The 16,702-nt window shown below is 46.0% G+C and carries 18 protein-coding genes and 1 pseudogene; 7 read left to right on the top strand and 12 right to left on the bottom strand.

The features are described 5' to 3' along the window. Positions 1–146: 146 nt before the first annotated feature. Together WCV65_RS02480 and rlmD are read right to left on the bottom strand one after the other, a co-directional pair. A pseudogene (locus WCV65_RS02480) lies at positions 147–820 on the bottom strand (Type 1 glutamine amidotransferase-like domain-containing protein). A gap of 173 nt (positions 821–993) precedes the next feature. After that, positions 994–2,385: a 23S rRNA (uracil(1939)-C(5))-methyltransferase RlmD gene (rlmD, locus tag WCV65_RS02475; protein WP_338779778.1), complete on the bottom strand. Its 1,392-nt coding sequence runs from the start codon at positions 2,383–2,385 to the stop codon at positions 994–996. Positions 2,386–2,591: 206 nt separating this feature from the next. On the opposite strand from rlmD, the gene WCV65_RS02470 reads away from it, so the two are divergent. After that, positions 2,592–3,992, top strand: coding sequence for an amino acid permease (locus WCV65_RS02470; RefSeq protein ID WP_338779776.1), 1,401 nt, complete (start codon positions 2,592–2,594; stop codon positions 3,990–3,992). Between the two features lie 137 nt (positions 3,993–4,129). Beyond that, positions 4,130–4,588 carry a hypothetical protein gene (locus WCV65_RS02465; RefSeq protein WP_338779773.1) on the top strand — a complete coding sequence of 153 codons (459 nt, stop codon included), beginning with the start codon at positions 4,130–4,132 and terminating at the stop codon, positions 4,586–4,588. A 30-nt stretch (positions 4,589–4,618) separates the two neighbouring features. On the opposite strand, the gene WCV65_RS02460 is transcribed toward WCV65_RS02465, so the two are convergent. The 3 genes from WCV65_RS02460 to WCV65_RS02450 all read right to left on the bottom strand — a co-directional run bounded on the left by WCV65_RS02460 (position 4,619) and on the right by WCV65_RS02450 (position 6,870). After that, positions 4,619–5,602: a diacylglycerol kinase gene (locus WCV65_RS02460; RefSeq protein ID WP_082883854.1), complete on the bottom strand. Its 984-nt coding sequence runs from the start codon at positions 5,600–5,602 to the stop codon at positions 4,619–4,621. Between the two features lie 324 nt (positions 5,603–5,926). Continuing rightward, the gene (locus tag WCV65_RS02455) at positions 5,927–6,154 is read right to left on the bottom strand and encodes a hypothetical protein (protein ID WP_338779770.1); all 228 of its coding nucleotides are present in this window, start codon (positions 6,152–6,154) and stop codon (positions 5,927–5,929) included. Between the two features lie 380 nt (positions 6,155–6,534). Beyond that, positions 6,535–6,870, bottom strand: a complete 336-nt coding sequence (locus WCV65_RS02450; RefSeq protein ID WP_338779768.1) for a DUF3221 domain-containing protein — start codon at positions 6,868–6,870, stop codon at positions 6,535–6,537. Between the two features lie 144 nt (positions 6,871–7,014). Here WCV65_RS02450 and WCV65_RS02445 point away from each other — a divergent pair, with 144 nt between their 5' ends. Next, positions 7,015–7,146 carry a hypothetical protein gene (locus WCV65_RS02445; RefSeq protein ID WP_338779766.1) on the top strand — a complete coding sequence of 44 codons (132 nt, stop codon included), beginning with the start codon at positions 7,015–7,017 and terminating at the stop codon, positions 7,144–7,146. Positions 7,147–8,039: 893 nt separating this feature from the next. On the opposite strand, the gene WCV65_RS02440 is transcribed toward WCV65_RS02445, so the two are convergent. Then, entirely contained in the window at positions 8,040–8,246 is a 207-nt protein-coding gene (locus WCV65_RS02440) for a hypothetical protein (protein ID WP_338779764.1), read from the bottom strand. Between the two features lie 231 nt (positions 8,247–8,477). Further along, on the bottom strand, positions 8,478–9,668 hold the full coding sequence (locus WCV65_RS02435) for a YhgE/Pip family protein (RefSeq protein WP_338779762.1): 1,191 nt from the start codon (positions 9,666–9,668) through the stop codon (positions 8,478–8,480). Positions 9,669–9,837: 169 nt separating this feature from the next. Between WCV65_RS02435 and WCV65_RS02430 the strand changes: the two genes are divergently transcribed. Then, positions 9,838–10,455: a TetR/AcrR family transcriptional regulator gene (locus WCV65_RS02430; protein WP_338779760.1), complete on the top strand. Its 618-nt coding sequence runs from the start codon at positions 9,838–9,840 to the stop codon at positions 10,453–10,455. 12 nt (positions 10,456–10,467) lie between these two features. On the opposite strand, the gene WCV65_RS02425 is transcribed toward WCV65_RS02430, so the two are convergent. The 4 genes from WCV65_RS02425 to WCV65_RS02410 all read right to left on the bottom strand — a co-directional run bounded on the left by WCV65_RS02425 (position 10,468) and on the right by WCV65_RS02410 (position 13,759). Then, positions 10,468–10,935, bottom strand: a complete 468-nt coding sequence (locus WCV65_RS02425) for a DUF2306 domain-containing protein (RefSeq protein WP_338779758.1) — start codon at positions 10,933–10,935, stop codon at positions 10,468–10,470. Positions 10,936–11,066: 131 nt separating this feature from the next. After that, positions 11,067–11,795 (bottom strand): gamma-glutamyl-gamma-aminobutyrate hydrolase family protein, encoded by a 729-nt coding sequence (locus WCV65_RS02420; RefSeq protein WP_338779756.1) that lies wholly within the window; start codon positions 11,793–11,795, stop codon positions 11,067–11,069. A 60-nt stretch (positions 11,796–11,855) separates the two neighbouring features. Further along, positions 11,856–12,755: an SDR family oxidoreductase gene (locus WCV65_RS02415; protein WP_338779754.1), complete on the bottom strand. Its 900-nt coding sequence runs from the start codon at positions 12,753–12,755 to the stop codon at positions 11,856–11,858. Between the two features lie 95 nt (positions 12,756–12,850). Then, positions 12,851–13,759, bottom strand: coding sequence for a magnesium transporter CorA family protein (locus tag WCV65_RS02410; protein WP_338779752.1), 909 nt, complete (start codon positions 13,757–13,759; stop codon positions 12,851–12,853). Positions 13,760–13,876: 117 nt separating this feature from the next. On the opposite strand from WCV65_RS02410, the gene WCV65_RS02405 reads away from it, so the two are divergent. From WCV65_RS02405 to WCV65_RS02395, 3 genes are all read left to right on the top strand, one after another. Then, positions 13,877–14,122: a hypothetical protein gene (locus WCV65_RS02405; RefSeq protein ID WP_035407653.1), complete on the top strand. Its 246-nt coding sequence runs from the start codon at positions 13,877–13,879 to the stop codon at positions 14,120–14,122. Between the two features lie 83 nt (positions 14,123–14,205). Continuing rightward, on the top strand, positions 14,206–14,835 hold the full coding sequence (locus tag WCV65_RS02400; protein ID WP_338779748.1) for a LysE family transporter: 630 nt from the start codon (positions 14,206–14,208) through the stop codon (positions 14,833–14,835). A gap of 46 nt (positions 14,836–14,881) precedes the next feature. Continuing rightward, the gene (locus WCV65_RS02395) at positions 14,882–16,216 is read left to right on the top strand and encodes an amino acid permease (protein ID WP_338779746.1); all 1,335 of its coding nucleotides are present in this window, start codon (positions 14,882–14,884) and stop codon (positions 16,214–16,216) included. Here WCV65_RS02395 and WCV65_RS02390 read toward each other — a convergent pair. Next, positions 16,213–16,590 carry a hypothetical protein gene (locus WCV65_RS02390; RefSeq protein ID WP_338779744.1) on the bottom strand — a complete coding sequence of 126 codons (378 nt, stop codon included), beginning with the start codon at positions 16,588–16,590 and terminating at the stop codon, positions 16,213–16,215. The two genes, WCV65_RS02395 and WCV65_RS02390, sit on opposite strands and share 4 nt — an antisense overlap. Between the last annotated feature and the right edge of the window lie 112 nt (positions 16,591–16,702).

Raw genomic sequence — 16,702 nt, 5'->3', positions numbered from 1 at the left:
CCTAGGAGTGAGTTGAAATGCACATGGTAATGGTGAGATAAGACACATTGACGAATCTGTTGACTTAAAGTAGGCTCTTCAAATTTGACTGTATCAGTTTAAGGATTGAACTACCTAAAATGCGTTTCTCACCACTAGAATTTCGCCTAAGATGGAGTTTGAAACAGTTTCCAATGTCCCTCAGAGACAACTTCAATCGCTCCGTCATTTACTTTGATGGCGGTTTGATCGTCAATCGCATAAGCCGGCCCCTCCATCTCGTCTGCCCATCTCTCTGCAGCGGACATCGTATTATGCGGCAGTATCTCGTGATTTAAATGTGGAAAGATGGAAAAATCGACAAAACCTAGTGTTTTATCTCCGCCGTCCGGTGGAATCCAGCCAACAAAGAATTCCCCGATGTTAGGTGACATCACCATGCTTCCTGCGCTCATTCCCACATAGACTGAACGCAGCGAGGGCAAGAGGTCTGCCAATCCGGATTGCCGCATCCAGTAACTCAGGTAGAGCGCGTCGCCTCCCCCACCAGCAGGACGTCCGTCTCCCTTACCAGCGGCACCCAGCGGTCTTCATCGATGCTTGGCAGCGCTGTGAGCTCCAGTATGCCGACGGATTTCCAGCCCAGGTTGACCATAGGATTTGCTTCTTTCCCGGTGATGAACTGCCAAGTTTTGATGCCGGGGCCAACCCAGGGGTGTCCGTACATCGCGGTGGGGATGCACAGAGCGCTGCAGTCGGCGAGTGGCTTGCCCAGCATGCCAACCAGCGCGTCGTGTATGCTTTTATTCATGATGCCTGCAGATGTGAGCAGAAGTTTCATAACTTAACTCCTCCTTGTCGTTACAATACTCTAATTGACTATTTTATTCTGCAAGAGCTACCGTTTTCCTCTATTCACATATACAAATACGCAAAAGCAAAAATCCCCCAAACTATAAGTCTGAGGGAACACGAAACACACTTTACCACTATTAACTTAAACCCTTGAAAGTCTTAGATACTAGCCTGCTTTCTTTCTATCCTGACAACCGCCTCACAATGCATCGTATGAGGAAACATATCCACGGGCTGAACCTCAACCGTTTGATATCCTCCCTGCTCCAACACATGCAAGTCTCTCGCCAAAGTCCCCGGGTTACAGCTCACATACACAACCCGCTTTGGCTTCATTTCCAAGATGGTCTTGAGCAGCGCTTCATCGCAGCCTTTGCGTGGCGGATCTACGACGATGGTGTCTGCTTTAATCCCCTGCTTGTACCAGTTCGGGATGACGACTTCGGCTTCTCCGACTCCAAACTCTGCGTTGGTCAGTCCGTTGAGCTCGGCGTTGCGTTTGGCGTCTTCGATGGCTTCGGGTACGATTTCGACTCCGTATACTTTTTTCGCTTTCTGGGCGAGGAACAGCGAGATCGTTCCGATGCCGCAGTAGGCGTCGATAACAGTCTCTTCTCCGGTCAGCTGCGCATATTCCAGTGCTTTGTCATACAGGACCTTTGTTTGCTCAGGGTTGACCTGGTAGAACGATCTTGCCGAGATGGCGAATCGGATGTCGCCGATGCTGTCGTAGATGTATTCTTCGCCCCAGAGGACGTTTGTTTCGTCGCCGAAGATGACGTTGGTGCGTTTGCTGTTGATGTTTTGGACAATGGATTTTACTTGTCCGAATCGGCTTGTGATTTCTTCGATGATTTCATTTTTGTGCGGGAAGTCGTTCGTTCTGGTGACGAAGACGACCATCATTTCACCGGTCATCTGGCCGTAGCGGACCATGATGTGGCGGAGCCAGCCTTTGTGTTTTTCTTCATTATAGGCACGGATGCCGTGACGGCTGCAGATTTCCTTGACGGCCTGGACGACGTCGTCGTTTTCGGCCTGCTGGATCAGGCATTTCTGCATATCAATGATCTCATGGGAGCGCTGCTGATAAAAGCCTGCGACTAAGCCGCCTTCCCGTTCGCCGACTGGTACCTGGGCTTTGTTGCGGTAGTTCCATGGGTTGTCCATGCCGAGTGTCGGGTGGACGGTGACTTCATCCAGGTTGAGCTTGCCGATCCGGCTGAGAACGTTTTCGACCTGCTTGCGCTTGAAATCGAGCTGGCCCTCATAGCTCAGGTGCTGAAGCTGGCAGCCTCCGCATTCCTTGTAGATCGGGCATGGAGCTTCTCTTCGCTCCGAGCTTTGTTCCTTTATTTCCATCAGACGCCCAAAGGCAAAGCCCTTTTTCACCTTGATGATTTTAATGCTGGCGCGTTCGCCTGGCAGGGCGTTTTGCACGAAAATCGGGAAGCCCTCGACCTTGGCGACTCCCGCTCCTTCATGTGTCAGGTCCTCGAACGTAACGTCATACAATTCATTTTTCATAACAGGTACATCTATATTTGGCATTCTTATCGTCCTTTTCAAATATGCTGCTTTCATTTTACCATATACGCTATGCAAACATTCACGGCTTCGCACCTTCTAAATTTTGTCTGTTTTCTCCTCCGAATTATCTGAATTGTACTAATACACTTTTATCAGAGATTCATGCAAATCGGGTGTATAATCATTCTATCAAGTGAATAAATACTCACACAAGGCAGGTTACTATCATGACTACGATCAAATCGAAAAAGCTGGGCTTGATGGGGTTGTCCCTTATCAGCATTAATGCGATTCTTGGATTGAAGAACATTCCGTTTGCCTCTACGATCGGGCCATCGGCGATTGTCTTCTGGATCGCGGCAGCTTTCCTATATTTCATCCCTATCAGTTTAATCGTGGCCGAGCTTTCGACCACCTATCCGGACCAGGGCGGAATCAGCGCCTGGGTGAAGCGGGCGTTTGGCGAAAAGGCGAGCTTCCTCGCCGGCTGGTTTTTCTGGGTGGCGAATTTTACGTACTACCCATCGCTGCTCATTGGAATTACCGTTAATCTGGCGTATGCCATCAATCAGCAGCAGATTATGGACAGCACATGGACGACGAACATCATCTCCATTGTGATTTTCTGGCTTATTACTCTCTTAACGCTAAAAGGAACACGGATGAGTGAAAAGCTCGCATCATTTGGTGCGCCGCTTGGCGTTGTCGTTCCCGCTCTTCTCATTTTTGGATTCGGAATTGCGAGCCTTGTGAGCGGACAGCCTTCCGCCACTCCGTTTTCGGCTGAATCGGTGATGCCGAATTCTGTTTCCTTTAATACAATCATGTTTTTATCAACGCTGATGTTTGCTTTTTCCGGGATGGAAATGCTCGGAACGATTGCGGAAGACGTAAAGAATCCGCAAAAAACGTTCCCGAAAGCGATTTTCATCACATCCGCTATTATTGCTGTTATTTACATCATGGCAACAGTGGCCTTCCAATTTGTTATTCAAATTACACCGGATCAGACGGCGAATGCGCTGTACCTGTTCGCGGATAAAGTGACGGCTCAGTTTAATCTGCCGTTTAGCTTATCCCAGCTGTTGGGTATCTGCTTCGTCATTGCGGTTGTTGGATCGCTGTCCTTCCTGATCCTGAATCCAAGCGTCATGATGTACGAAAGCGGCAAAAAGGTTCTGCCGAAGGCGCTGCTGAAAATCAACAAAGACAAAATGCCGGTGAACCTGATTCTCTGGCAGGCAGCAGGCGTTACGGTTATCCTTTTATTCTCTGCTTTTATCCCGACGATTTCAGCTGCCTTGAACATGCTGATTCTGATGGCGACGCTTGCCTTCTTTATCCCGTATCTGTTCCTTATCTCCGCTTACGTGAAGCTGCGGATGACAGATAAGACGACGGTCCGGCCTTTTAAAATTAAGCACAATGCGGCAGCATACATCGTAGCTGGGGTAGGATTGCTTTCTGTTGTCGGTACGATTGTGCTGACCCTGATTCCATCATCTGATACGACGATTTCCGAATATGCGCCGATGGTGATTGGGCCTGTGCTGTTTATCATCCTTGGATTGGTCTTTTATAAAGTTGGAATTAAAGAGAAGAAGACTGAATACAAGAAAGCAAGCTAACCTGGAGTGCCTATTTGGCACTCTTTTTTTTGCCGTATGTAAATCACCCCCTTTGAAAACATACATATGTTAACCAAATGATACCAGCATGTAACATAAAGTTTGTATAATAAACCAATCAGCAAGGGAGGGATAGAATGATTCAAATAGATGCACTTGGAGCAGAAAACCTGACAGAGGGAGATCGTTTCCTTACGTATTTAAACGGCGACACAAGGTTTGTTTTTACATACGAGGCAAAATCGGTGCAATTTTTGACTGAGGTCTCAAAGACGGTGATTTATGATGTGGCGATGAAGCTGATCCGTAAATTTGAATCATTTAAGGTCACGCCGTTCGGAGTCGAGTCTGAGAATGTTATCGCTTTTCAGTTCAGCCCTGACAGGAGCAGAGTCGATATCAAAAAAATGCCCTCAGAGTCACTTAATACGATTGAGGAGACGTCGTTTCCGGCACCGGTTTTCTTCAAAGAGTTTTCGCTCGCCTATGAACATTTCCTTAAGCCGTTAGCCAAAGCACAAAAGGAAGAGGATGAGATTCCGAGAGAAGTGGTTCAAATGAGGGAAATTCTTGATTTGCTGAAAGAACAGGCGTAAAAAAAAGCAGACCCCGATCGGTCTGCTTTTTCACTGCTCTTCTTTTTGCTTTTCTTCCGAACTCACAGGCTGAGATACTTCCTCTTCCTGCTCTTCAGCGGAAGGCTCAGACATTTCATGCGCCTTTTCCTTAGACATGATGATGTCGAGGTGGCGATAAAGGTTTTCAAATTCTGCCGGCAAAAGCCCACCGTATTCTCCATCCAGGTTGAGCTGCATTTTATCCTTCGTCGTAACCTTCACGCGGCTCGCCTTCGTATAAATGACGTGCTCATCATTCATGTGCTCCCCGCGGAGCGCCAATGAAGCAACCCGGATGAATTCGGCGAGGTTCGCCTTTTTCAGGATGAGGAGGTCGAACAATCCATCGTTGAGCTTGGAATCTGGTGCCAGTTTTTCAAATCCGCCCACAGAATTAGTAAGAGACACTAAGAACAGCATGACTTCTCCTTGGAAAAGCTTGCCGTCATATTCAATCTCCACCTCTGTCGGACGAATGGAAGGCAGCATTTCCATCCCCTTTAAGTAATAGGCCAGCTGTCCAAGCATGGTTTTCAGCTTGCTTGGCACTTCATAGGTCAGCTCGGTAAGCTTCCCGCCGCCAGCGATATTAATGAAATGGGTATCGTTTACACGTCCAATATCAATCGGAATGGCAACTCCATCCACCAGCATGTCGACCGCTGCCAGTACATCGTTAAGCGGAAGCGCAATTGCACGGGCAAAGTCATTTGTCGTACCGACCGGGATAATCCCGAGTTCCGGGCGCTTGTCAAAACGGGCAATTCCGTTTACCACTTCATTGACTGTGCCATCCCCGCCGGCTGCAACGACAAGATCAAAGCCGCGTTCTGCAGCAAGCTTCGCCGCCTGAACCGCATCTCCTTCACATGTTGTAGCATGACAGGATGTTTCATAACCTGCATTTTCAAACTTCGCTAACACTTCCGGCAAATGTCGCTTGAACGCTTCCCTTCCGGAGGTTGGATTATAAATAATTCTCGCTCTTTTCATTCCCCATCATCCTATACGTTATTTCTTCGTACCATTGTTATGCTTCATTCAGTCTACCACTTTTGATGCAGACCTTCAATCAGCCCGCCCTTATAAAGTCCCCTAAATACTGGTTTTCGAAACCACTCCTGGTAAAAATCCAAAAGGAATCTTTCTTATCCATTTCTAAGCAAAAGTTCAACGTAATTCTTTAGAATTCGCTGCGGCCTTTCTTTTACTATTTCTGTTAGAATTGGCTGGCCTGCGCTTATCCTTGCGCAGACAGTTCGCGTCTTCTGCTTCAATCAACAATGCTGCCCATCCATATTAATAGAGACTCCCCTATTAAGATACGTATGTATACTTAACGATTGTTGTAATCCCGTATTCTGTCAAAAAATTTCTATGACTCAGCTCTTCAGCCCATTTTATTGGATTTAGCTGATACGCTCCATATTTATCTTGATATGTAAAACTGCCTGCGTTAATTTCAATCGGTTCAGGCTTATCCATTAATCTTCTCTCATAATACTCAAAATTGTGCTGATTGGGAAAATGCAATAGCTCCAGCACGTCTCCTTCTTCCATATATCCGTGAAGTACACCGAGCGGCCGAAAGCGATCTTGCCGGAAGCCGCTTTGAGCAGGGGGCGAAGCGGGCGTATCAGATGAAGATGCAAAATTAATAACACACCACCGGCGGATGATGACCTGAGCTATAAGACAATCATTCCAACTAAATAAAGAGGCTTCGGCCTCTTTATTTTTGATTCTCACTAGTAGGAGTATTTGTTTTTCATAAAGGATTGTAAACTCAGGGCACTATGCCAAACTGAAAGACTACCGCTAATCGTTTTTTTTTTTCAATTTCTCACTCTCACATGCTTTTTTGCGAGTTGATTGGCAATCTACGAATGTATTGTTTCTCGTTGCGATCAGGCAAGCCCCACACTCTACTCTAAAACTTGTATCTTTTCTGCTTTTGTTTTAATGGGATTTGAAGTTTTTAATCCCCCAGCGGGGAGCCAAACTTTTACCTTCTGTCCCTTTTTTAAACTCTTAGAATTATATGTGAGCAAATAGTACACATAGTTGTTATGAACATTTTCATTAGACGCTTTCGCTTCCATAAATTCTTCAAATTCTTCATAAGTAACACCTTTTACTACTTCTACTTGATTCCCCTCCGTGTCTGATATATACCCTGTAAACGTTGAATTAGATGAGCTGCAAGCCGAAAGCGTTAGGATTATACACATATAAAATATTAAATTCGAGAAATATTTCAATGCTGCCACCCCTTTCAAAATTTCACGACTATTATAATCTATTTGAATAAATTATATAAAATTATTAATAAATGGACAAATTGATATTTTTTGGTAATTGTAATAATATTGAAATGTTATTAAATTTTGGAAGGGGTTTCATTAGTGAAAAAACTATTTTTTATCTTTATGAGTGTTTTACTGCTGTTTGGATTGGATTTTACTTTTGCTAGTTCTACTTTGGCAGAAACGACCTACGATCAGGAGGAATTAGCGGTTCGTTTATTGGTAACATAGATAGAAGGGCTGATACAGCCGGAGTTGATGCGGCAGGAATTAAAATTAACGGCACGGATAAAACTCACTATGTATATGGTACAGGGCCTAATAGTTATGAGATAACAGGGTGGCAGAAAACCACGTCAACCTCTATAGGGCTAAACACGTATGAAGACAATAATGGGGATGACGCATGCTTCGCTGGCGCAACTACCAACAGGCAATTATGTGGGACTATAAGGGATACTAACGCTACGGTACGTTATAATGACGGGACCACATACTACGGTATGCGTGTAACAAGTATGCGTTGTCAACCTGGTGATAGCGGGGCTGGCGTATATCAACACGGTAAAGCTATGGGAATACTTCAAGGAAATTCGGGGTCTGGATATATGGTTTATACCTATATGGGAAATGCCGTGAGAGCACTGGGGTTAGACGGGATTTTAGTGAAATAGATAATCATTATTTAGAAAAGCCTTGATTGGTCTCGTACCTTTTAAGGTTTTTTTGTTGACCTCATAATTGCATATGTTAAGCCACCGTTTCAGCGATTCAACTTTACAAAACCTTTGATCGGATAAGATCGCTGCGGTACCACAGTCAAGCCATCGTTCCTAGAGAACACAAGATCTTTTTTTTGTTGAATTGTTCCAGCCATATGCTGGTTTGTTTAACAAATCCTGTTACAAAAGAGGCTTCGGCCTCTTTTTTCTATGGTATAATTAAGCTATGTAATTTGTTTTTAAAACGCTGTGTATAGAGCAGAATGAGAGGGGTTTTGACAAATATGATAGGAACATTTAATGAGACAACGACCGACTCGCGATACCGGGACATCGCCGAGTATGCGACGATGGTCATGCTCACGCACGTTATGCCGGATTTAAAGAAGCAGGGCATCACCGTTACCCCGTCTCACCTGAGATTTCATAAATGTATGGCAAGGTAAAGATCCCTTTCATCCAGTCACCCCATCCATCCTCATCCACTTCACTCACCCATAATTCCATAAAATCCTCCATCCGTTCAAAAACAGTGCGATGATTATACTCCTGGATTTCATCCGGTATGATAAATGGTTTGGATGACGCTAGGAATGTAATATCAGACATATCGCACCCTCCTTTTCAATTATTCTATTGATTAATCATTATATTGAATTTGAAGAATACAAGCTATCAAGCTAAAAGAAAAGACAGCCGGCCGGTGAAGGCTGCTGTCTGGGTCTTGAGGCTGAACAGAAGATCTATTGAGGATAAATTCTAGTTTTTGCACCGTTTTACCGGCTCAGTCTTTTTATCGGCCCTATCATTCGTTCTTTTACCCTTTTGCCTATTTTTTTCTTAATTTTCTGCTGCCGCTTGCCCTTTTGATACCGGCTGTTTCTTCAGTCCCTTTACCATTGAACCTGCCATAACAGCAAATGCTCCAAGACCAATCATTCCAAGGATCCAGCGCTGCTCTTCAAATCCATTGCCGCCGAAGAAGAACAGACTGCGGAAGCCTTCCACGCTGTGAGTGAATGGAATCCAGGATAGAAGCCATGTTCTGGTTGCTTCCGGCAGGAATTCGGGTGCCAGGCTTAAAACCGGGCTTGAGAAGAAGAATAATAGGATGAGGATTGGCATCGCACCAAATCCAATCCAGTTAAGAAGGGCTCCCTGCATAAGGAAGAACATGAATGCCGTGAAAACCATGAATCCGTATGCAGCCGCGAAGTCCGGCACATCAAGCCCTAGAATTCCCGTTGCAATCGAAAGAATGATGAGCGAGTTCATCGCTGTAAAGATGAGACCTGCGATCAGCTGGCCTGTGATGAAACCTGGTGTAATCCGGTTTTCCGACGCCTTTTTCATCGTCAGGAAAATGATTATAGAGCTGATGATCGTTGTCAGCCAAAGGATTTGAGTCATCATCGCCGGAGAGTTCCCTCCGCCGTTATTCTCCCCTACCTTATTCACCGTTTCCGATTTGAGCTGGATTGGATTCGCAAGCAAACTCGCCTGTTCAGGAGAAATCATTTTTCCCTGTGCTTTAATCGGGGCAATCATTTGCTCGCGAATTTGTCCGTTAACCCCTGCAAACACTTTATCCATAATGGATCCAACGCTGTTCGCTGCGTTCAGGTTTTTCCCCTGATTGAGAATCAGTTTAGCCTCTGCCTGAACTGGCTTCGGGGACTGAATAGACGCGGCTTTTTGAGAAAGATCAGCTGGAAGAATGAGTGCCGCATAATAGGTCCGGTCGTTCAGTCCGTCTTTCGCCGTCTTTTCATCCTTTACAACCGTCCATTTAAACGGCAAATCTTTATTGCTTGTCAGTTTGTCCTCGAGCTGTTTCCCTATTTCAAGTTTTTGACCGGTTGGAAGCTGGACGCCTTCATCCTCGACAACAATAGCGACAGGCAAGTCTTTTGGAGCCGGGTTCACTACCGACCCAAGGAAGGCAAAAGTAAAAATAAGGGCTGCTGCTGCAAGACCTGCAAGTCCTCCCCAAAACATCCGCTGGGTAAAAAACCTTTTGAGTGTGTTCATTGGTCTACCTCCTGATTATAATCGACAGTTTGTCTTTTATCTTACATACTGTACATAAAACATGGTATTCTAGATAGGAGATCCTTACAATCATCAAAAACCTACACTTTGCCGGATAAACAACATATTTGGATGAATTGTTCATTAAAAATTTCTTGGAGGATGTTAAATGTCGAGCAAAACCGATTTACGGGTCATCCGCACACGGAAAATGATCAAGGATGCCTTTATCCAACTCGTGACGGAAAAAGGCTTCGATGCGATGACGATCCATGATATTACCGAAAAAGCTATGATAAACCGGGGCACGTTCTATCTGCATTATCAGGATAAATTTGATTTGATGGAGAAGCTGACAGAAGACATACTTGGGGATGTAATCGGCAACATCAATCCCTCCTTGCATTTGATCGACGGTAAGCTGCATACCGGCAACTTAAAGGTTTCGATAGCCTCTGTTTTTGAAGCCATCTCCAGCCATACTGACTTTTTCCAGGCGATGCTTGGAGGAAAAGGAAGCCAGGATTTCTCTCATAAAATGCTGGGGATTATTAAAGGGCGCTTCGATTCCGAATATTCAAAGGCTGGGCTAAAGGAAGAAAACATGCTTTTGCCAAGAGAGCTCATCCTGACCTTTATTTCATCTGCCTGCCACGGAATGATGATCTGGTGGCTGCAAAACGGAATGGTCTATTCACCGGCATATATGGCAAACAGCATCGTCACAATCATGACCAATGGACCGGCCCGCAGCTTTGGGGTGGAGATTATACAGGAAGACAAGTGAATGGAAAAAGCATCAGGTGGCTGATGCTTTTTTGCTGCGGTATTTAACATTCGTGAGGGCAATAAGAGGACTGCCGATAATCGTCGGCAAAAACCAGATCCAGAGAATCGGAATGCCTTGAAAAAAAGCGATTTTCGGTGCATTTACAACAAGAACCGCTGTAATGACGGCTATGTAAGAGCCAAGCATCCCGCTGATATGATACCTTAGCCAGTTTTTCCACTTCTTTTTTACGGCCAGGTACCCGATGATGGCAAAAGAGTAGGAAAAGAAGCCGATGTAAAACAGGTACGCACTCTCTTCCCAATGCATGATCGCCATGGTTATGGAGCTAAGAAAAATAACCACAAACGAACCGTGATACACCTCACCAAACCAGCTGTGCTTTCCCCTTCTTTTTTGTGACAGCATGGCTCCGAGCCCGGTTACTAAACAGATAAATCCAGCTGCGATATGAATGATTAAGATTCCAGAAAACATGCCGACACCCCCTATTTTCTATTATCATATCATCTTTTTATTGGTAAAATATTCATTATTATCAAAAGAAAAGGCAGGAGATTGATTAAAAAAAGCGGGACTCACTATGACGTGAGTCCCGCTTCTTATTTTTACACCTTTTCTTTCGTTGAACATTCTTCCACAAATGAATCAAACAGTCTTTGCATGCTTTCGTATTTCACGGCCATTTCCTCCGGGTGCCACTGAACGGCAAGGAGGGACCAGTCTGAATCCGTGCCTTCTACCGCCTCAATGACGCCGTCCGGTGCTTTGGCCGTAACTTTTAGGTTATCGGCTACCTTGTCGAGTGCCTGGTGATGCATACTGTTGATGCTGATCTTCGTTTCACCTAAAATTCTGTGCAGCCGGCTTCCCTCTTCTACGTTACATTCATGGGTGGCGTTGATTCGGGAGCCTTCCTGATGATGCTTGATTCCACCCTCAAGCTGACTGTGAATATCCTGGGTCAGTGTACCGCCAAGCGCCACATTTAATGAAGCAATCCCACGGCAGATGGCGAAAATCGGTGTGCGCTGCTTTTCCGCTTCCTTCACAAGCGCGATTTCCGTTTCATCCCGTTCCAAAATGACTTTGCCGAGCTCCGGATGCGGATTTGCCCCATAGGATTGAGGATCGACATCCTCTCCTCCGCTTAAAAGCAATCCATCAATCGTGTCAATCCAAGCCTTTGCCGCTTCATCGTTCCCGAGCGGCAGAATAACCGGAATGCCGCCCGCTCTAAGGACGGCTTCCGGATATTTGGCGTGTACGAAGGAATGATCAATTCCGTTCACTTCTTTTTGTGATCCTGTTATCCCTATAATCGGTTTGCGTGCCATAATCCCGTCTCCTTTTTTGTCTGCTTCTCTTTTCATACCCTAAATGGAATTTGGCTACACTTACGCTGTGACCATTTGCCCCCCATTTACATGGAGGGTCTCCCCTGTGACGTAGCGCGAGTCATCCGAGGCGAGATAAACGTATGCCGCGGCAAGCTCGAATGGCTGGGCAGCCCTTTTTGAAGCTGACTGCAGACCAAATTTACTCACCCGGTCTGGGTCAAAGCTAGAGACCGTGAGCGGTGTCCAGACAGGGCCTGGGGCCACGCTGTTCACCCGGATGCCTTTAGGTATGAGGTTTAATGAAAGAGAACGGGTAAATGAAACAATGGCACCCTTTGTGGCAGAGTAGTCGACAAGTTCCTTTTGTCCTTTATAGGCGGTGACAGAAGCTGTGTTTATAATGGATGCTCCCTGTTTCAGATGGGGGACGGCTTCCTTCGTCATATAAAAATACGCATAGATGTTGGTTTTGAACGTTTTATCAAATTGCTCGGCGGTAATTTTCAGGAAATCCACCTGTGGATATTGAACCGCGAGATTATTAACAACGACATCAATCTTTCCAAAGGTCTCAAGGGTTTCGGATACAACCTTTTCATTTTGCTTCTCTTCCGTTAAGTCCCCAGGAATTAGGAGGCAGCGTCTTCCAAAGGACTCGATTCTCCGCTTTGTCTCCTCCGCATCCTTGTGTTCATTGTAATAAGGAATAACTAAGTCCGCTCCTTCTTTTGCAAAAGCATAGCCCACTGCTCTTCCGATTCCGCTGTCTCCCCCGCTGATGATGGCCGTTTTCCCCTCCAGTTTTCCGCTTCCTTTATAATCCGGATTCTCGGAAATCGGCCTCGGGTTCATCAAGTATTCAAAGCCCGGCTGCTGGTCCTGAGCTTGAGGCGGGAAGGTCAGCGGCTTTTCTTCACACTCTATTTTCTTGCTGTAATAGGGGTAATATGGGTACATGCTGAATCCCCTCTCTATCAAACGTCTTTTGCAGTTTATTCCTTGCGGAGCCCGTTTCATTCCGCAAAAAAAGCCTGACCCGCTGTGAGCCAGACTCAATCCTTTCTTCGCTTCAATAAATCCTTCATATAGCCTTTTGAGTTCATATACCAATAGATGAGAACGGTCGTAGAAACGATGAGCAGGATTGCGAGCGGATAGCCGAGCTCCCATTTCAGCTCCGGCATTTTTTCGAAATTCATCCCCCACAGCGCACTCCATGCGGTTAATGGTGTAAACAGAATGGTAATGATGGTAAGGGATTTCATAATTTCATTTCCATTATTTGTGGAAATGACCTCCTCGAGGCGGATAATCGTGTCAATCTCCTCCTGGTATTCCTTCAGAAGGGACATCCCCCGCTCCAGCTGCTTATCAATTCGTTTAAATTCCACCCATGAATCGGTTTCTCCTAAAAATGCTTCTTCAATTCCTTTTTTCACTTCCACAACCTTCAAAATCAGACTTTTCCATGTCAGCAGAGAATGCCGTAGATCATAGATTTTGTTCAGGATGCTCGATTTATTATTACGCTGCACTTCCTGCAGGACCTTTTCCATCTTCTGCTCAAACTCATCAATGCCGTCCAGATAATGCTTCGCCAATCCGTGCAATAGCACGAAAAAACCTTCAGGAGCCTGCTCAGATTCCTGAAGCTTCTGTTGCAAGTCGTGTTCATTCACCTGTTTCAGCGACCGGGTATCCAATCCAATCGTCACTAATTGGTCTTTATTTATGTAATAGCTGAAAACCTTTTGGACATCCTCTCCCTCATCACTGTAGACGAGAGAGCCGTAAACAGCTTCCCCATCCAGTTTCAGCGCCTGTACGTGCATTTGATTTTCGTGGCCATACTGGATCAGGCTCTTCCATTGATCCTTATAGTCAAGTGTTTCTAAAAGCCGGTCATCAAATGATTCCAGAGAAAGCCATTTCCAGTTTTCATACTCCCTGCTGTCCTGCATGACCTTCCCCCCTAATATGCTGTTTCGTATTATATATCCTAAAAAATTCAATGTAAACAGCTTAGAATAGTTGTTTTCACACCTGTAAAAGCTAAGAGAAAAAAAGGGGGATTTACAATGATTGATGACGCATTGCACGCCCTTCATCACGCGGAAAAAGCAGTCGTTGATGCACAGGGAAACCCAGGCTCAGGGGAATTCCAGCGGGCGTTCCAAAAACTTCAGCTCGCAAAGGAGCAAATTAAAAAGCATCAGAATGATGAGCTTGATCCAGAAGAGCGGCATCACCTGGACCTGGCAGCCGAACAGGCCATCCATCTGCATGAAACATTGGAATCATTAGAAGATCAAGGTCCGCTATAGCCGTTACGGTTATAGCTTTTCTTTTTTGGGATATTTGGACAGCCCCGGAATACATATAGAGAAAACAACGAAGGAGAGGACGAATGAATACATTTATCAGTCATATCCTGCTCGGAATTTCTCTTGCCGCCCCCATTGGCCCGATCAATGCGGCGCAAATTGAGAGAGGCTTCAATCGAGGCTTCTGGCATTCCTGGCTTATCGGCCTTGGATCGATTACGGCTGATATTCTTTATATGCTTGCGGTATTCATGGGGCTTGTTAATTTCATCGAAATCCCCATTGTTAAAGCGTTTCTCTGGCTGTTCGGTTTCTTCGTTCTGACCTATACCGGGATTGAGAGTCTGCTTCAGGCAAGCAAAAGTGTGGAGCTGAGGAAGGAGCTTTCCAATTCGCTCACCAAGTCCTATCTGATCGGCTTTATGATGTCCCTGACAAACCCCCTTACCATTATGTTTTGGGTCGGCATTTACGGATCGGTTTTGGCGAAAACCGCAGCGCTGTATGAACACACACAGCTTCTTTTATACAGCGGCTCGATTTTACTGGGACTGCTCATATGGGATGTCTGCATGGCCGGCGCCTCAAGCTTTGCACGCGGATTTCTGAATAACCGGACACTGCAGGTCATCTCCTGTCTATCCGGCCTGTCTCTTGTTGGGTTCGGATTATTTTTTGGCTACGAAGCATTCCGGCTGTTTTTCAGCACATAAAATCAGCTCCCCCGGAAAAAATAAAGGCTAGACTGGGGGACTGAACGTGACAGAGCAAAACAAAAAGGAAGAACAATTAAAATGGTGGCAGCTGTCGCTGATCGGAATCGGCTGCACAATCGGGACCGGCTACTTTCTGGGTTCGAGCATCGGAATAAAAGTAACGGGAGCGTCAATCATTTTCTCGTTCCTGCTCGCAGCGCTTGGTACATATATCGTTTACAGGCTGCTTGCCAAAATGACGGCAAAGGACCCTCAAAAGGGTTCGTTTTGCTATTACTCCGGAAAGGCGTTTGGCCGCTGGGCGGGGTTTAGCTGCGGGTGGAATTACTGGATGTCGAATATCCTGATTATGGGCAGCCAGCTCACGGCGCTTGCGATTCTTTCGAAATTCTGGTTTCCTCATGTGCCGCTCTGGCTGTTTGCGTCGGGATACGCAGTGCTCTCCATTCTTGTCGTCCTGGCTGGAACGAAGGGCTTTGACCGGCTGGAAAACATGATGGCCATTGCCAAGGTGGCAGCGATTGTCATGTTTATCATCCTTGCCATTGCTGCCATTGCCGGCTTGATCCCCGGTGACGCACAGAAGCCGTCGCTCCCGCTCGCTCAGGATCAGCTTTTCCGCGATGGATGGAAAGGCTTTGGCTCCTCCCTCATCTATGCGTTTTACGCCTTCGGAGGAATTGAAGTTATCGGGCTGATGGCCATGCAATTGGAGAAAAAAGAAGATGCACCGAAAGCAGGCTCCGTCATGCTGATTTTGCTGACCGCTATTTATATCGCCTCGCTGGTCCTTGCTGTCAGCATGACGTCCATCGGCTCTTTTAACGAAAAAGAGAGCCCATTTGTCACGGCTCTCAGCGGCTACGATCTTTCTTTTTTCCCGCACGTCTTCAATGCAGCCATTATTATTGCGGGCTTTTCCACCCTCACTGCCGCCCTGTTCGGTGTCACCACCCTGCTCGTTACCCTCGGGGAGGGCGGGGATGCCCCGAAATTTTTTGCCAAAACAACGAAGGGCAAACGGAAGCTCGCCCTTCCTTCACTCGGCCTTGCCACAGCCGGCATGCTGCTCTCCATCATTGCAGCCCTGATTTTACCAGGTAAAATCTACGAATACATCACAACGGCAGCCGGGATCATGCTGCTGTACAACTGGAGCTTCATAATCCTCTCATCGCTGAAAATCTTGAAGCTTGCCGTGGCAGAAAAAGTGATCGCCGTGGCCGGTATTCTCATGCTCGCTGCCGCAATCGCCGGAACGCTGCTGGAGAAAACAGGACGCTCCGGATTTTTCCTAAGCCTGCTTTTCGCAGCCATCATCGGTGTGATGTGCCTTGTGATGAAAAAAAAGTGGAAGCAAAATGAATCCGGATGTTAAGAGGAGATGCTGCTCCTCTTTTTTAGGATGGTTTCCACCGCTAAAAACAAAAGTGCAGCAAAAACTCCGAAAGCAGCAAGCTGCCAAGTAATTACAGAAAACTTAAAGAAAGCAACAAGCATGACGGCTCCCGCAATAGAGTATAAAATCACCTTCAGCACTCCTCCCCATAGCCCCCTATTCCCTGCTGCGAAGTCAAGCAAGTACGAAACCGGAATTCCGCCTGCTGCATACAAAGCCAGCCCATAAACAAAATATACAGCCATCCAGTTCCCCGCATGCTGGGAGGTCACGTTATTAATAATTTGCAGAACCAATGCAGCAAGAAAAGCTGAAATAGCAGCTGTTATACCTTTCCTTAAAAAGGTTTTCACCAAAAAACCCCCTTTAAATTAACAGAAAATACTGTATACTAACTTTAACATTAATTGGAGGAGGAAACAGAATGAAAAACGCAATGACTGGTATGCAACATGCACACAGGGG

It is taken from the genome of Metabacillus sp. FJAT-52054 (genome assembly GCF_037201815.1).
Taxonomy (GTDB): domain Bacteria; phylum Bacillota; class Bacilli; order Bacillales; family Bacillaceae; genus Metabacillus_B; species Metabacillus_B sediminis.
The sequence above is the reverse complement of the archived record's forward strand: the minus strand, read 5'-3'. Positions and strand labels throughout refer to the sequence as shown.

Bases quoted from the DNA above. Each gene is read 5' to 3' on its own strand.
- rlmD (WP_338779778.1), bottom strand. From the start codon at position 2,385: ATGCCAAATATAGATGTACCTGTTATGAAAAATGAATTGTATGACGTT.
- WCV65_RS02470 (WP_338779776.1), top strand. From the start codon at position 2,592: ATGACTACGATCAAATCGAAAAAGCTGGGCTTGATGGGGTTGTCCCTT.
- WCV65_RS02465 (WP_338779773.1), top strand. From the start codon at position 4,130: ATGATTCAAATAGATGCACTTGGAGCAGAAAACCTGACAGAGGGAGAT.
- WCV65_RS02460 (WP_082883854.1), bottom strand. From the start codon at position 5,602: ATGAAAAGAGCGAGAATTATTTATAATCCAACCTCCGGAAGGGAAGCG.
- WCV65_RS02440 (WP_338779764.1), bottom strand. From the start codon at position 8,246: ATGTCTGATATTACATTCCTAGCGTCATCCAAACCATTTATCATACCG.
- WCV65_RS02435 (WP_338779762.1), bottom strand. From the start codon at position 9,668: ATGAACACACTCAAAAGGTTTTTTACCCAGCGGATGTTTTGGGGAGGA.
- WCV65_RS02430 (WP_338779760.1), top strand. From the start codon at position 9,838: ATGTCGAGCAAAACCGATTTACGGGTCATCCGCACACGGAAAATGATC.
- WCV65_RS02425 (WP_338779758.1), bottom strand. From the start codon at position 10,935: ATGTTTTCTGGAATCTTAATCATTCATATCGCAGCTGGATTTATCTGT.
- WCV65_RS02420 (WP_338779756.1), bottom strand. From the start codon at position 11,795: ATGGCACGCAAACCGATTATAGGGATAACAGGATCACAAAAAGAAGTG.
- WCV65_RS02415 (WP_338779754.1), bottom strand. From the start codon at position 12,755: ATGTACCCATATTACCCCTATTACAGCAAGAAAATAGAGTGTGAAGAA.
- WCV65_RS02410 (WP_338779752.1), bottom strand. From the start codon at position 13,759: ATGCAGGACAGCAGGGAGTATGAAAACTGGAAATGGCTTTCTCTGGAA.
- WCV65_RS02405 (WP_035407653.1), top strand. From the start codon at position 13,877: ATGATTGATGACGCATTGCACGCCCTTCATCACGCGGAAAAAGCAGTC.
- WCV65_RS02400 (WP_338779748.1), top strand. From the start codon at position 14,206: ATGAATACATTTATCAGTCATATCCTGCTCGGAATTTCTCTTGCCGCC.